Source organism: Halothece sp. PCC 7418 (assembly GCF_000317635.1).
Taxonomy (GTDB): Bacteria; Cyanobacteriota; Cyanobacteriia; order Cyanobacteriales; family Rubidibacteraceae; genus Halothece.
Genome location: NC_019779.1, coordinates 3,477,273 through 3,492,158, shown reverse-complemented (window position 1 = coordinate 3,492,158; position 14,886 = coordinate 3,477,273). Strand labels below are relative to the sequence as shown.

Annotated in this window: 11 protein-coding genes and 1 riboswitch; of the genes, 7 read left to right on the top strand and 4 right to left on the bottom strand. The window is 43.3% G+C overall.

Annotated features, from left to right (window positions below; genetic code table 11):
* Positions 1–352: 352 nt before the first annotated feature.
* The 6 genes from PCC7418_RS19540 (at position 353) to PCC7418_RS15970 (ending at position 7,370) form a co-directional block, all read left to right on the top strand.
* Positions 353–2,467 carry an AAA family ATPase gene (locus PCC7418_RS19540; RefSeq protein ID WP_171814923.1) on the top strand — a complete coding sequence of 705 codons (2,115 nt, stop codon included), beginning with the start codon at positions 353–355 and terminating at the stop codon, positions 2,465–2,467.
* Positions 2,468–2,616: 149 nt separating this feature from the next.
* A riboswitch (cobalamin riboswitch) is annotated at positions 2,617–2,761 on the top strand.
* Positions 2,762–3,027: 266 nt separating this feature from the next.
* The gene (locus PCC7418_RS15990) at positions 3,028–3,747 is read left to right on the top strand and encodes an energy-coupling factor ABC transporter permease (RefSeq protein WP_216086760.1); all 720 of its coding nucleotides are present in this window, start codon (positions 3,028–3,030) and stop codon (positions 3,745–3,747) included.
* 3 nt (positions 3,748–3,750) lie between these two features.
* Positions 3,751–4,062 carry an energy-coupling factor ABC transporter substrate-binding protein gene (locus PCC7418_RS15985; protein WP_015227228.1) on the top strand — a complete coding sequence of 104 codons (312 nt, stop codon included), beginning with the start codon at positions 3,751–3,753 and terminating at the stop codon, positions 4,060–4,062.
* A 36-nt stretch (positions 4,063–4,098) separates the two neighbouring features.
* Positions 4,099–4,902, top strand: coding sequence for a cobalt ECF transporter T component CbiQ (cbiQ, locus tag PCC7418_RS15980; RefSeq protein ID WP_015227227.1), 804 nt, complete (start codon positions 4,099–4,101; stop codon positions 4,900–4,902).
* Positions 4,892–5,617: an energy-coupling factor ABC transporter ATP-binding protein gene (locus PCC7418_RS15975; protein WP_150107084.1), complete on the top strand. Its 726-nt coding sequence runs from the start codon at positions 4,892–4,894 to the stop codon at positions 5,615–5,617. Before cbiQ ends, PCC7418_RS15975 begins: the two co-directional genes overlap by 11 nt.
* Positions 5,618–5,648: 31 nt before the next feature.
* Positions 5,649–7,370 carry an ATP-binding protein gene (locus PCC7418_RS15970; RefSeq protein WP_015227225.1) on the top strand — a complete coding sequence of 574 codons (1,722 nt, stop codon included), beginning with the start codon at positions 5,649–5,651 and terminating at the stop codon, positions 7,368–7,370.
* A gap of 171 nt (positions 7,371–7,541) precedes the next feature.
* Here PCC7418_RS15970 and tnpA read toward each other — a convergent pair whose 3' ends face one another.
* The gene (gene tnpA / locus PCC7418_RS15965) at positions 7,542–7,943 is read right to left on the bottom strand and encodes an IS200/IS605 family transposase (protein WP_015227224.1); all 402 of its coding nucleotides are present in this window, start codon (positions 7,941–7,943) and stop codon (positions 7,542–7,544) included.
* Between the two features lie 54 nt (positions 7,944–7,997).
* On the opposite strand from tnpA, the gene PCC7418_RS15960 reads away from it, so the two are divergent.
* A complete protein-coding gene (locus PCC7418_RS15960; RefSeq protein WP_015227223.1) occupies positions 7,998–9,266 on the top strand; it encodes an RNA-guided endonuclease TnpB family protein in 1,269 nt (422 codons plus the stop codon).
* 24 nt (positions 9,267–9,290) lie between these two features.
* On the opposite strand, the gene PCC7418_RS15955 is transcribed toward PCC7418_RS15960, so the two are convergent.
* From PCC7418_RS15955 to PCC7418_RS15945, 3 genes are all read right to left on the bottom strand, one after another.
* Complete coding sequence (locus tag PCC7418_RS15955; protein ID WP_015227222.1) at positions 9,291–9,650, bottom strand: helix-turn-helix transcriptional regulator; 360 nt, start codon at positions 9,648–9,650, stop codon at positions 9,291–9,293.
* A gap of 143 nt (positions 9,651–9,793) precedes the next feature.
* Positions 9,794–12,622 (bottom strand): CBS domain-containing protein, encoded by a 2,829-nt coding sequence (locus PCC7418_RS15950; protein WP_015227221.1) that lies wholly within the window; start codon positions 12,620–12,622, stop codon positions 9,794–9,796.
* A 93-nt stretch (positions 12,623–12,715) separates the two neighbouring features.
* Complete coding sequence (locus tag PCC7418_RS15945; protein ID WP_015227220.1) at positions 12,716–14,818, bottom strand: hypothetical protein; 2,103 nt, start codon at positions 14,816–14,818, stop codon at positions 12,716–12,718.
* Positions 14,819–14,886 lie beyond the last annotated feature (68 nt).

Genomic DNA, 14,886 nt, shown 5'->3' with positions numbered 1-14,886 from the left:
GGGTGGGCAATGCCTACTCTACTTAGGGCTTGCTGAAAAAGTCCTTATGTTGGTTTCGTAAGGCAAGAGGCAAGTTGCCCCAGGCAAGGTTTTGACGATTGAACAATCAATGGACTTGCATTTTTACTTAGATCTTAATCGCCTCAAATCCAAAGTTCAGGTAAAACTTTCAGCTTTATTCAGCAGACCCTACTTAAGTGTGGGGTTAGTTTTTGGTTGGTTATTAGAATAGCAGCGCGATCGCGCTTTGACTTGCTAAAAGCGAAGACAACAGAAAAATACTTAAGAATTAGTTATTCTAATGCAAGTAGGCGGAATTCTCGCCAAAGTTTTTGAGCCATTTCAAGCAACAATGAAAGTCAACATTAAAGTAGGAAGTTTGGTTATCTTATCGGGTCCTTCAGGATCGGGGAAATCGACCGTTTGTGGACAGATAGCAAAAGACTATCATCCCTCCCTCATTCTCTCGTCTGATGCCCTCAGAGAACAATGTTATGGGTCTAGACCGACTTGTGAAGGGGAATCTCCGCAACCTGTGGATGATCGGTTAATTTTTCAGATCATGGAAGAGATTACGCATTCTCGACTGCGAGAAGGATTAACCACTTTCATTGATGCGACAATGCTAAATGATCAGACCAGAGGGGATTTTATTAAAATTGCCCAAAAGCTCGATTGTTCCTATCAAGTGTTAATTTTTGATGTTAGTGATGAGGAATTACATCAACGGAATCGATCGCGCAAAAGAATTGTTCCTTCAGCAGTTCTAGAAAAACAAATTCGCAGACATCAAAAAGCGTCTCGTTATCCTCACCTCACCAGCGATTATTTTGAAATTACTATTGATCCTTACTCCATTTCTGATGATATCAAATTAGATGTCATCGGCGATATTCATGGGATGACACAGGAATTAGATCAACTCTTAACAGCAATGGGATATCAATGGGTAGAAGAGAAACTGATGCACTCAGAAGATCCCCAACGGAGAGTTTTATTTCTCGGTGATTTAGTGGATCGAGGGTATGATTCGATTGGCGTACTACGGCGGGTGATGAAAGCAGTTTCTTCGGGTCATTATTGTGTGCTGGGGAATCATGACTTAAACTTACTGCGGGGATTACAAGAAGAAAAGAAACCGCGATCGCTGTCCACGCAAAAAACCTTACATGAAATTTTAACCCAGTGTGACAAAAAAGAAATTAAAATAATTACCCATTTCTTGAAACGTCTTCCGCCCTATTACATTCATCAACATACTGTTTATGTCCATGCGGATATTGAATGGTTTGATCCTTATTTAACCCCCAAACAACATTTAATCCGAGGTTTTTCTAAACTCGATCAACCCCACGACACCGATCAAGTCTATAAAACCTTATTTGAAAGAGGAGATAATTCTTATCAGTTAGTGAGAGGTCATATTCCGCCCACAGGTAAACGTTCAAATCTAATTGATTCTCCAGTTTCTGCTTTAGAAGCGGGTCAAGCATTAGGAGGGGAATTAGTGGGTTTAACCGCAACAGGTGACTTAGCAACCGTTGATTGTTCCCATTATTGTTATTCCCCCAACCATGCTTTACTGGAAGGATTAAAGAATAAGAATATCAAGAATAAAGAGGAAGGCTATCTCAGCATTTATCGCTATAATGCCAAAGTATTTTATCATAATTTATGGCACACAAGCCCTTACTTATTAATGGCGCGAGGGCTAGTTTTAGGGTTAGGTGGTGAGATTGTTCAAAGACCCTTTGATAAAATTTTTAATTATGGTGAAAATAAAACCTATCCTCCCCTCGATAAAATCATTACCGCATCGGAAAAAATCAATGGATTTCTGATTGCAATCACTAAACATCCTTACCAAGAAGGTTTGCTCTATACGACCACGGGTTCTCTCAGTGGAACTCATGTTGATATGGGAAAAGAGATGAGTAAACCTCATTACGGATCACTGATTAAATACTTATTAAACAAAAATCAGACGTTGCTTTTTGAAGTGATTCATCCTGAGGACTCGCATCCCATTCCCTCAGAAAACTATGGTATTTATTTAATCGGATGTCGAGAAAAAACTTCAGGTTATTGTTTTACAGAAGAAGAACTAGACGAATTAGGAAATAAACTTGAGATTCCTAGACCAAAACACTTTCAAGCTAGTTTAGCTGAGGTTTTAAAACTCAGTAATCAAGTAGAGATTGAAGGATATGTAATTCGAGATCAAGATCAATACTTGTGTAAGGTCAAAACACCGTACTATTTGACCCTTAAATTTCTATCACGTCTTTCAGAGAAGAAAATCAAACATTTATTTCATAGTCCAGACTCGTTTAAGAAAGAGTGCGATGAAGAGTTTTATGAAGTGGTCGATCTCATTACTCAATATTGGACATTAGAAGATTATCTTGGCTTAAGTGAACTTGAGAAGCGAGATTGGTTAATTATAAAATTAAGTCGATCTGTTTAACTTGATTATGAAAATTCTCAGACAGGTGAGGGACATTCTTGATTTTTGTTCTTCGTTCTACAATTAGTCGTCGGGTGGGTAACGCCCACTCATGGTGATCTAAAACGGCAACTAATTATAGTCATTTGTCAGGGCGCAACAGAATTGATATGATTAGCAGGGTCATCGATTCTAGCGGGGAGCAGTCGCTAGAGGAAACGGGGAAAGCGCAGTGAAAGTCTGCCACTGTCCCGCAACTGTGAAGAAGGTTAACGCCTCTGAGTCAGAATGCCCGTCGATGCAACATTCAAGTTCAATTAGCTCCGCGAGGTACGGATGATGAATGATTTAAAAAGTTTTCCATTGCCAGTTAATCGTTTGCAATTGATGATGATTCGAGAATTGTGATGGATCAGTTTCCTCTGGACGATTTGGTGAACTGACGAATCTCTCAATTGCATTATTTCTTTAGCAATCAATATTTCCATCAGGTCACTCAAGAAAGAGAGGGGAGTGATAACAAATAGATAATAGGAGAAAAATAAGTGACTCGAAAATCTCGGCTAGTACATCTAGCGTTAATGGTAGCTTTAAGTTTTTACTTAGTGATAGGTGCAGCTTCTCCCGCGCAAGCGATGCACATTATGGAAGGCTTTTTACCTGTGGGCTGGGCGGTCTTTTGGTGGGTGGTCGCGCTTCCTTTTTTTGTGGTTGGCTTGAGAAGTTTAACCCGTGTCACCCGTGAAACCCCAGAACTGAAATTACTTCTGGCTTTAGCAGGAGCGTTTAGTTTTGTGCTTTCTGCGCTCAAAATTCCCTCAGTGACAGGAAGTTGTTCTCACCCCACTGGTACGGGATTAGGGGCGGTTTTATTCGGTCCTGGTGTGATGACGGTATTAGGAAGCCTTGTGCTTGTCTTTCAAGCAGTATTACTCGCTCATGGGGGGATCACCACTTTGGGTGCAAATGCGTTTGCGATGGCGATTGTTGGCCCTTGGGTTGCTTATGGCGTTTATCGCCTGACAATGAGTTGGGGGAAACCCAAAGCAGGAATTTTTCTCGCAGCAGCTTTAGGAAACTTGGTAACTTATATCGTCACTTCGGTGCAACTGGCTTTAGCTTTTCCTGCTGCTAATGGTGGGTTTATTACTGCTTTCTTAAAGTTTGCTGGCATTTTTGCTGTCACTCAAGTTCCCTTAGCCATTAGTGAGGGTTTACTCACAGTATTGGTCTGGAATTGGCTGCAATCTTACGCAGTGGATGAACTGCAAACGCTGAAATTATTGAAAACCGAATCCTAAAAAATGATGAATCAAACGAATCAAAAGAAACCACAAGGAAACTGGTTGCTGATTTTAACTGTTGTTGCACTTGCCATTTTGCCTCTTGTCTTTGTGCGCGGTGAATATGGGGGTGCGGATGGAGAAGCAGAAGCAGCGATTGGAGAATTAAAGCCCGATTATGAACCGTGGTTTGGTAATATGATTGAACTACCCAGTGGTGAAGTTGAAAGCCTGTTGTTTGTTTCGCAAGCAGCAATCGGGGCAGGAGTAATTGGTTATGTTATTGGCTTATACAAAGGACGAACCCAACAATCGAAGAAAGAGGAAGGATAATTCACGGGTGGGAAGAGTGAAACCTTTCTTGAATTAATGCACCATCAAATTGATTCTCTCGCTTACACAAACAAGCTGCGATCGCTGCCACCTAAACAGAAACTGGGATTTGCGATCGCCCTTTTTCTCCTTGGCTATCTTGCTCCACCTTTGATCCAAATTCTGATCGCCCTGTGGTTGACGTTTTGGGTGATTGTTTATGCTGGAATTCCAGTTCAAGTCTATGGGAAATTAATCGCGATCCCAGTGAGTTTCTGGATCATGAGTTTACCTGCATTAGTAATGGGACTCAGTTGGGGGGCGACTGTGGGAACTGGGACTTCAGATGTGCTGTGGGGATTTTCCTTGGGTCAGATGTATCTGTATTTGAGTGCTCAGGGATTAGAACAGGCAAGAACGATCTTTTTACGCGCGATCGCGCTGACTTCTTGTCTGTATTTTATTCTCTTTACAGTCCCCTTTGTGGAAATTATCCGCGTCTTAAGAGACTTCCGTTGTCCCGCTTTAATCACCGAACTCCTTGTGTTAATGTATCGTTTTATTTTTGTTTTAACCGATACCGTAATGGAAATCCTCACCGCCCAACAATCTCGCTTGGGCTATGGAAACTGGCGTACTGGAATGCACAGCCTGAGTTTACTCATTGGTCAACTGCTTTCGCGGACATTAGAAAACTATCGACAAATCTCGTTAGGCTTAATGTCTCGGGGATTTAATGGGGAATTGCGCGTGCTACACACTCGTCGCCATCGTACCAATTGGCGATATGCAGGAGAAGCGATAGCAGGTTATGTTGTTTTACTGATTCTGACGGGAGTCCATTATGTTGATGGAGTTTGACCAAGTTCGTTACACCTATCCTTGCACGAATCAGCCTGCATTAAATGATTTATCTTTAAAAATTCCAGAAGGGAAACGCTGTGTCTTTATTGGGCAAAACGGCTGTGGTAAAACCACTTTATTTCGGCTGGCTAATGGGCTGTATCGACCTGAAAAAGGGGTTGTGCGTTGGCAAGGTGAACCCATGCAGTATAATCGCCGTTATTTGAATCAACTGCGACAACAGGTGGGTTTAGTGTTTCAAAATCCAGAACAGCAATTAGTTGCGACGACAGTAGAGGAAGATTTATCTTATGGCTTATTTAATTTTGGCTTCCCAGAAGCAGAAATTCGAGAACGGGTGCAGCAAGCGTTAATTGATTTTAATTTAACTGAGTTAGCCGATTATCCTGTAAATTATCTCAGTTTAGGGCAAAAAAAGCGTGTCGCGATCGCGGATGTAATGATTCTTCGCCCTCACTTATTGTTACTCGATGAACCGACTGCTTATCTCGATCCGAAACAAGTGACAAGTTTACGAGAAATGCTCGATCGCGTTCAAACAACAGGAACAACTATTGTCATTGCAACCCACGACTTAAACTTAGTTCAAGATTGGGCAGATTGGACGTTTCTGATTGATCAAGGACAACTGATTTTAGAAAGCACTCCTGAATCCCTCTTTCATCAACCGCAACCGCTAGAACGTCTCGGCTTCAAAAAATATTCTTGTTAGAATCACAACAAGTTAGCGTGTATTAATTCCTATGGACGAACAACTCTCTTCTCCTCTCGGTTCAGTTGTCGGTGGTTCTCTCACTGAAGGCTTAGAAGTCCGACTCCATCCTGATGTGTCAGTGGAAGAAATGCGAGTGGGGAAATTTTTAGTCGTTCAAGGTGCGCGATCGCGCTTTTTTTGTCTTCTCACTGATGTCTCTCTCGGAACATCCAGTAACCGTATTGTTTCTGATCCCCCCTCACCCCAAGATGACTTACTCAGAAAAGTTTTAGCAGGAAGCAGCACTTATGGGACAATTGAACTTGCTCCCATGTTAATGTTCACCTATCCCGACCAGAAAAAAACGTTACCAACACCACAAGAACAAAACGGGAAAAGTCCGTTAGCCTCCTATCAAGCCCAAACCAGTACGGAGATGGAATTATTACCCGTAAAAACCATTCCCAGTCATTTTAGCCAAGTTCATGAAGCAAGCCAAGCTGATTTTCGGGCGGTCTTTGGTTGGGAAGATGACCCAATGCGGAAAAACTTTTCTGTTGGACAACCGCTAGACATGGATGTTCCCGTCTGTGTCAACTTAGAAACCTTTGTCGAACGTAGCAACGGGATTTTTGGCAAGTCTGGAACAGGAAAATCCTTTCTCACCCGCTTATTACTCTCAGGAATCATCCGCCAACAAGCAGCCGTCAATTTGATCTTTGATATGCACTCGGAATATGGTTGGGAAGCCATGCAAGAAGGAAAAGGGTTTAGTACCGTTAAAGGTTTACGACAACTCTTTCCTGGCGAAGTCGAAATTTACACCCTTGATCGCGATTCTACCAAACGCCGTGGAGTGAATGACGCACAAGAACTTTATCTCAGTTATGACCAAATTACCATTGAAGACCTGCGCCTAGTCGGACAAGAATTAGGGTTATCAGAAGCAGCGTTAGACAACGCCCAAATTTTATATTCTGAGTTTGGGAAACATTGGATCACGCAACTGATTACCATGAGTAATGATGATATCCAAGAGTTTTGTGAAGAAAGACAAGGACATAAAGGATCGATTAGTGCGCTACAACGGAAACTGATGCGCTTAGAAAATTTGAAATATATCCGATCTGCTTGTCCGTATAATTACATTGATCAAATTTTGCAATCTTTAGACGCTGGAAAGCACGTGGTGGTGGAGTTCGGATCGCAATCGAATATGCTGTCGTATATGCTAGCAACAAACATGATCACACGGCGCATTCACCAATCTTACGTGAAAAAATCTGAGGATTACCTGCAATCGAAAAACCCCACCTTACGCCCGCAACAACTTGTCATTACCATTGAAGAAGCGCACCGTTTCTTAGACTCGGCAACGGTTCAACAAACCATTTTCGGCACGATCGCGCGGGAAATGCGGAAATATTTTGTCACCCTCTTAGTCGTCGATCAACGTCCCTCTGGAATTGACCCCGAAGTCATGTCGCAAGTCGGAACTCGCGTCACCTGTTTACTCAACGACGAAAAAGACATTGATGCGATTTTCACAGGGGTTTCAGGGGGCGCAAACTTACGATCTGTTCTCGCTAAACTGGACTCGAAACAACAGGCTTTAATTTTAGGTCACGCTGTCCCCATGCCTGTGGTTGTCCGCACTCGTCCCTTTGATCAAACATTCTATGCTGAAATTGCCGATCCCGACTGGCAAGAAATGGATGATAATCAATTATTTGAAGCAGCGGACGCAGCCAAAGCTGACTTAGGATTTTAGTTACAGCAGTAAGTATTCAGGTTAGGACGGGGTTAGACTCTAAAATCTAGTGACAGCCTACTGGGGCAAATTGCCTAGGGCGTAGTGCTATCTTAATGACGCGAGAGGACTCCCGTTACAGCCGTTAGGCTTAACGGGTAGGTGAATCGCGTCCAAATCAACAGAAGTCCGTTAGGACATCCTTTGATTTTCCACGTATCTCTTCAACTGCTCAACGGTTACTCCTCCACAAGAAGCAACAAAATAAGCACCTGTCCAAAACACTGGCTTGTAATAAAACCTATCGATGTGGTTAGGAAACTCTTTCCTAATTAAACGGCTCGATACGGTTTTCAAGTTAGCAATTAGTTTTGAGAGTTGGACATGAGGAGGGTAACTAATTAAAAGGTGGACATGATCAGGTTCTCCATTAAATTCCATTAACTCAGATTGCCACTTTTTCAAGGTATCCTCGAAGATTTCTGTCAGTCTTTGGAGAATGGAAGTGTTGATCGCTTTTCGACGGTATTTGGTAACTAAAACGATATGAGCAGTAAGAGAGTAAACAGTTCTCCATCCTTTTTTGTATGACATTCCCTTTTATAGGCAGTAAATGTGTTAAACTAAATTCAGTCTAACAAAAAGTCAATGTTAACTCTCACCTACGAGTACAAGTTACAACCAAACCGACAGCAGATTGAGATTATTGAACATACGCTCTCAGTTTGCCGTTCGGTTTGGAACTTTGCGCTTAGGGAGCGAAAAGATTGGCATAATTCTCGCAAGTCACCTGTTAATGCCTGTTCCATTCAACAAGAATATATCATCCCTGCTGATGAACCTTATCCTAATTACCACAAACAAGCAAAGGCTTTAACCGAAGCCAAGAAAACCGATGAACGCCTTAAGTCAGTTAACGCTCAAGTCCTTCAGCAAGTTCTGAGAACCATTGACCGAGCGTTTGCTGATATGAAGGAGAAGGGACTAGGGTTTCCTCGGTTTAAGAATCGGTATCGTCTTCGCTCTTACGTTTACCCCCAACTCAGAGGAAAAGAGTTGGTTAAAGGAAACCAGATTAAATTGCCCCAGTTGGGTTGGGTCAGGTTCAGAAAGTCAAGAGACATTCCAGAGGGATTTAAGATTAAGCAAGCCAGAGTTGTCCGCAAGGCTTCTGGCTACTTCGTGATGCTTTCCCTCCAGTTGGATGTGGATGTCCCTCAACCTTTTCCTCATGGACATCCAAGAGGGTTAGACCTCGGGTTTGACAAGTTTGTCGCTACTTCCGATGGTTTAGAAGTTAAAAGACCTCGGTTCTTAAAGTCTTTACAACGGAAGCTGCGATCGCTCCAACGTAGGCTAAAGAACAAACAAAAAGGGTCGAATAACCGACATAAGCTAAATCGGAAAATAGCAAGAGTGCATCAACGCATCTCTGACACTCGTAAGGATTGGCACTTTAAGTTGGCGCACCACTTGTGCGACGGTGCTGGAATGATTTTTGTCGAAGACATTAACTTCCGCACTTGGCAAAGAGGAATGTTGTCTAAACACGCTGCGGATGCTGGGTTTGGGCAGTTTGTTAACATTCTCCAGTGGGTTTGTTGGAAGAGAGATGTTTACTTTGCCAAAGTTGACAAGGATGGTACTTCTCAAGAGTGTAGCCGATGCGGGACAGAGACGGGCAAAAAGACTCTTGAGATTAGAATCCATAACTGTCCTGAATGTGGCTACATCGGAGCAAGAGATGTAGTGAGTGGTGAAGTAATCAGAAATCGGGGATTGTCTGACCTCGGGCAGGGGTTGGACGTTAAACAAAATGCCTGTGGAGACGATCTGGCGGGGGCTTTGCCTAGCCAAGAGTCTGTGAGACAGGAAAGCCTAGTCGCGAGGCTGGGAATCTCTCACTATAGCCGTTAGGCTTAGTGGGATGAGGATGTCAAATTAACTCCGAACCAGATTCAAGCTGGAGAGTTGATTAAAGGATTCTGCTCGTTCTTTAAATTGATTGCTAATTGTGCCACAAACCACTTCACACAAGTCAAAAATCATCGGATCTTTAATACGATAGAATGCACTCACCCCCTGTTGTTCTCGTTTGAGGATGCCAGCTTGGGTTAAAACCTTTAAATGTTTAGAGAGGTTCGCTTGTCCTAAACCCGTGGCTTCTGCAAGTTGTTTCCCATTCATCGGTTGTTCTCGTAAACAGTTGAGAATATGGAGGCGACTCACTTCTGATAACACTTTAAAGTAGTCTGCAACTAAGCTCAGGGTTTCAGGAGAGGTTTGATCGAATTGGGACATAACAGTAGGTAAAAATTCTTAATAAAGGACTCAATTCTTAATATTAATTTTATTGTATCTTAATTTTATTAACTATGCAGTCATGTTGACATAAAGTATAATCTTAAGTGGCTGTCGCAATAGTGATCAAAACAACAGATTGATTATTGTGGATAATGCTGGGCAAGAAACACTTTGGCTTCTGCTTGGGTTTGAATCACGCCGTCGAGAGTTGCATCTAACAAACTTTCTAAAATTTCCCGATATTGGGGACCAGGTTTGTATCCCAAGGCTTTGAGATCATTGCCATCTAAGGGGGCGTTGACTTGTGACCAATGGGTGAGATATTGCCAGATCCGTCGTCTTACTTTGCGAGGCGTTTGCACCGCCGTTAAAACCAACATCGGTAACTTATGAGACTGTAAGATTTTTACTAAATCTCTGGGACGATAGCTTTCTTTTAAAAGTGTCTGTTTCACTGAGATTTCGATTTCATTGAAGGGATGTTGCAGTAAATCTGACCGTTGTTGACGTAAGGTTTCATAAATGTGCAGCGCGTCTTCTGAGGATAAATCTTGAGATAGGTGAGTAATAATGGTTTGTTTGGTAGCGTCTAGTGTTTTGAGGCGTTTAATACTATCATTGGGAAGTTCAAGCTGAGTCGCGATCGACACTCGTTCCTCTGTTGTCGGAAGATAAGCGAGAATCGTCTCTAGTCGCATTTGCCAGTGAGTGAGGGTATGTTGAGGATCAAACTGCTGTAAACACCGCCCCAGAAATCGAACTTGCCACCAGAGACGTTCATCTAATTCTAACTGGGGATGCAGACAACGTAAGGCGGTTAAATCCGATAATAATTTCAGAGCAGGTCGCCAGTAAGGAGATTCTAAAATATATTTCAGTTCTGCTTTCAGGCGAGTTTGCAGGGCTGGGGCTTTGCTATTTTCAAGACGAGAGCGATCATAAACTCCACTCGCGATCGCGTAACGAATATAATCTTCTGTTTGCGGTTCAATGTCAAACCCCAGACGAACGGCAAATTTTACCGCCCGATAAATCCGTGTCGGATCTTCAATAAAACTGTTGGGATGAAGCACTCGCACCAAGCGCGATCTTAAATCAATCAATCCGCCAAAAAAGTCTAACAGTTCCCCGCTTTTCGGTCGCGTCAGTCGAATTGCTAAAGCATTAATGGTAAAATCTCGACGATATAAGTCTTGACGGATGGAACTGGCTTCTACTTCAGGGTTGGCTGCAGGATAAGGATAAAACTCGGTTCTAGCAGTGGCAATATCCACCCATAACGAGTCTAATTCAGGATGATTGTGCCACAATAACGCTGCGGTTTGAAACTCTCCATGCACTTCTAAACGGGCGGGAGGATAATCATTTTGCAGGGCTTTGGCTAATTCCACTCCTGCGCCCACATCTGCTGCACGATGAAACCCATCCACCACTAAATCAATATCTTGCAGGAATAGAGGAGTGTTTGTTTCCGAAGCATGAGGAGGACTAGCGAGAAGAATATCCCGCACCGCCCCCCCGACAATATACAGTTGCCAACCTCGTTTTTCGGCTTCTTCGGCTGCATGAGATAAGAGATTCCACAGGGCGGGTTTTAGGCGATTTTTGAAGTTGGGAAGTAAACAAGCAGAAATGAGAGCCTTTTCATCCTGATCTTTTTGAGTGATTCCACGCTCTTGATGCAGTTCTCGTAAAACATCGGTGCGGGTGACAATGCCGAGGAGTTGATTGTCTTGTAAAACGGGTAAGCGTCCCACATCATAAGTCACCATCAGATCTTCAATGTCAGGTAAAAGGGTATCAGGCGCGATCGTTTTTAAGTTGCGGGTCATGTATCCTTTAACGGGCGCATGACCAAAGCCGTGATGTAAGGCGAGATCGAGATCGCGACGAGAGATAATCCCCACTAGTTCATCATTTTCGTTAACAACCGATAAACCCGAATGTCCATAACGAAGAAGCACGCGCTGGGCTTCGGTAATGGTAGTCTGGGGGCGAATGGTACGCACTGGAGAGGACATTAATTCTTGTGCGGTGGGCGGATGGGGGATTTGCGATTTGATTGTTGTAATTAACGCTTGTAGGGTCTTTTTCGGATTAGCGGTTTTTAAGTTTGCTGACGCTGCTTGTGGGTGTCCACCTCCGCCGAATTCCCCTAAGATTTGACTGAGATTGACTTTGGGTAAGCGCGATCGCGCAATTAAACTCCCTCGCCTCCCGTGAGAATAACTATGCAACAGTAACAAAGCATCTGCTTCCATCACCTCAATTAACCGTTCCCCGACACTGGATAACCCAGGGACAAATTCTTCACTTTCTAAATCAACCCACGCTAGGGTGTAGCCTTGAACAGATTCTGTTTGTACCTTGTCTAACGCCTCAGATAAAAACTGTTGCAACTGCGGAGACAGACTGGGTTCGACATAATCAGCAATGACATTAATATTTGCACCAACTTCCATTAACCAAGCCAGCGCGATCGCGTCCCGAGGAGTAGTTTGGGGAAACGTCAGCGACCCAGTATCACTATGAATCCCTAACGCCATGACCGTCGCTTCAATGGGGGTGAGAGAAACTGCTGTTTTTCTTAAGGCTTCTACAATTAAAGTTGTGGTTGCGCCAACGGTATCAATCTGAGTTATCGTTGCGGGGATGTCGCCTTGAAACGGATGATGATCATAGAGAATAATATGTTTCAGTTGCGGGAGATCAAACCAACTTTGAGCTTTCCCCACGCGATCGCGCTGTTGTGTATCGACGACAATTAAGGTTTCAATGTCTTCTGGGTGAACACTGCGCCGTTCAATCACTGCAAGTTCGTCCCGATGTAAGGCTAAAAATGATTGTACCCCCGGATGCGCCCCACCCGTGAGAACTAACTTTGCACCCGCATAGAGACGAGTTAAACCCACCGCCGATCCGAGAGCGTCAAAATCAGCCGTTTGGTGGCATAAAATCAGGGTTAACATGAATCAATTTAAAGTTGCAACGATCTCATCAACAAAGGGATTGGGTAGGGGTGAAGCCAGTTAACCCCTACATTTTTTTGGGCTAACTGTTGCTTAAAGTTCGCCATACTTGAGAACAACAATACTTCTCGCGCCAATCTTCAAGGGAATCACTTGGTCAAGATTAGAATATTCCCCTTGGCTGGTATTGATGATCGTTCCAGGTGTATAAGCACTAGTGGTTTGGAATTCTCTGAGATGTGGTTGTGCAACTTCACTTAGGCTTTCCCCATCAAATAAAACGTGCCAGCGACCATTAAACCCTTCGGGAACCGGTAACTCATAAGTATGTTCTCCTTCAAAGGTTTGCGTACCGAGATTGAAAATAATCATCAAAGAATCATCTTTGCGGTAATGACTACGGCGAAAGATACTGATCAGAGATGCCATCCCGTTACAATGATTCATTTCTGGAAAGACTAGGGATTCACCATTATGGATATCGAGTTTGGTGTAACGACGGAAAATCTTCCGCAGTTGAATCATATCGTTGCGATGTTGTTCGTGGAAATGATAAATCGCCCGACTAGATAACCCTGTCGCTTGCCAAGTTTCTAATTGTTGAATGGTTGCCCCTTCCCATTGCACTTGCCATTGATCCGCATCATCCAACGCGCCTAAACTGAGCGCATCGACCCCAGGCGTAAACATATAGCGCGACTTCGCAATAAACATGGTTAGGGCTTCCGCATTACGCACTGTGCGCCGAACATAGTCCAATAGATGATGGGTATCTAAAGCCCCCATATTGACTAGTTCATCTCCTTGATTTTTCGCTAGTTGCGCTGGGTGACCGCCATAAGCCCAGTTCACATGAGGACGACCCGCCATAATGTGAGGACAATACCAGGTTTCATCGTGGAGTTGTGCATAAACCGCTTCAGGACGATTGGATTGCACGACATTCCGCACATGATCAGCAATTAAGCCAATATTGGGGGCAAGATGATGTTCTCGTTTACCAACCGGTTTATATAATTCTTCCACAATGGAAAAGCCCATGGGAGCATAAAATACATCAATAAAGTCTTGCACGACTGGATTTTGAGAGACTTCAAACGTTTCGCCAAGAGTGATCACTTCTGGGCAAGCGTGTCTCATTTCGGCTTTTAATTCCCGTAGAAAGTCTTCCGCGTGATTATGATCGCGCTGGCAATATTGAAGAATTAGACCATCAATATAGTCAATACGGATCACTTTCAGGCGATATTTTTTAATGAAACTGATAATCTTTTCAATGAGCATCCGCCGAATTTCTGGGAGGGCAAGATTCAGCATCCAAGTCCCGTAATCGCGGAATAAATAAGCATCATAATCAACAAAACTTGTATCCAATCCTTCCACTTGATCCATTGATCCAGGGAAAGGCTTGCGGACTTGATGGGCAAAAATTAAATCAGGGATAATTTGGATTTGTTCACCGTAGAGACAATCCACCAATTGCTTAAATTCTTGGGGAGTGCCAATTTGCCAATCTAAATCGACAAAGTTATAGGTGAGATAATTATATTTGGGATTGAGATGGCTGCGGTCAGCAACGGAAGCCCCCACGGGAACCATAATTTCATCAATGCCCAATTCTCCTAAACGACCTGGGATATCTGTCTTTAAGATCCGTTTCGATAGGGATTCATTGGCAATATCTTCTTTTTGATTATTCGGGGCATATTTCCCGTTTTTATAACCAGCGAGGAGTCCTTCGAGGGTGGTTTCCATTAAAATCCGACCATGGGAAATGGTTGGCGGATCATGTTGCCAGTTGTGGCGCAGTGATGGTACATAAATTTTTTCATAGCGACTGCCTAAGTCGGTTAGAGGGGCAAGGGGTTGCCATTCTTCTTCAGACTTGCGATACCGAAAGTGTAATTGCTTTCCTTCTGTAATTCCTTCTAAGTCTAACCACCAATAAGGATGCTCGGGATCAGGAGGATTTAAGGGTTGCCAATTTTGCGTTGTTTTCACTTCCACTGTAAACACTTCTGGCTTGTGTTCGCCTCGTGGTAAATAAATGGCAAGTCGGACATTCGCGGTTCCGTTGGCAAAAACCTCCGTTACTTGCGAGAGGAATTGCGCTTCATAGCCAGAAGACCACTCTTGCGGGTCAACGGGAGAGGTATCAGTTTTGATCAATCTTGATAATAGAGAAGTTGCTTTCATTGGTTTGGTTTTATTGTTAAGCAATTTTGATTAAGCTAATATTTTCATTATTAACGGTATGTTAAGTA

Bases quoted from the DNA above. Each gene is read 5' to 3' on its own strand.
- PCC7418_RS15945 (WP_015227220.1), bottom strand. From the start codon at position 14,818: ATGAAAGCAACTTCTCTATTATCAAGATTGATCAAAACTGATACCTCT.
- PCC7418_RS19540 (WP_171814923.1), top strand. From the start codon at position 353: ATGAAAGTCAACATTAAAGTAGGAAGTTTGGTTATCTTATCGGGTCCT.
- PCC7418_RS15975 (WP_150107084.1), top strand. From the start codon at position 4,892: ATGGAGTTTGACCAAGTTCGTTACACCTATCCTTGCACGAATCAGCCT.
- PCC7418_RS15955 (WP_015227222.1), bottom strand. From the start codon at position 9,650: ATGTCCCAATTCGATCAAACCTCTCCTGAAACCCTGAGCTTAGTTGCA.
- PCC7418_RS15970 (WP_015227225.1), top strand. From the start codon at position 5,649: ATGGACGAACAACTCTCTTCTCCTCTCGGTTCAGTTGTCGGTGGTTCT.
- PCC7418_RS15950 (WP_015227221.1), bottom strand. From the start codon at position 12,622: ATGTTAACCCTGATTTTATGCCACCAAACGGCTGATTTTGACGCTCTC.
- PCC7418_RS15985 (WP_015227228.1), top strand. From the start codon at position 3,751: ATGATGAATCAAACGAATCAAAAGAAACCACAAGGAAACTGGTTGCTG.
- cbiQ (WP_015227227.1), top strand. From the start codon at position 4,099: ATGCACCATCAAATTGATTCTCTCGCTTACACAAACAAGCTGCGATCG.
- tnpA (WP_015227224.1), bottom strand. From the start codon at position 7,943: ATGTCATACAAAAAAGGATGGAGAACTGTTTACTCTCTTACTGCTCAT.
- PCC7418_RS15960 (WP_015227223.1), top strand. From the start codon at position 7,998: ATGTTAACTCTCACCTACGAGTACAAGTTACAACCAAACCGACAGCAG.
- PCC7418_RS15990 (WP_216086760.1), top strand. From the start codon at position 3,028: ATGGTAGCTTTAAGTTTTTACTTAGTGATAGGTGCAGCTTCTCCCGCG.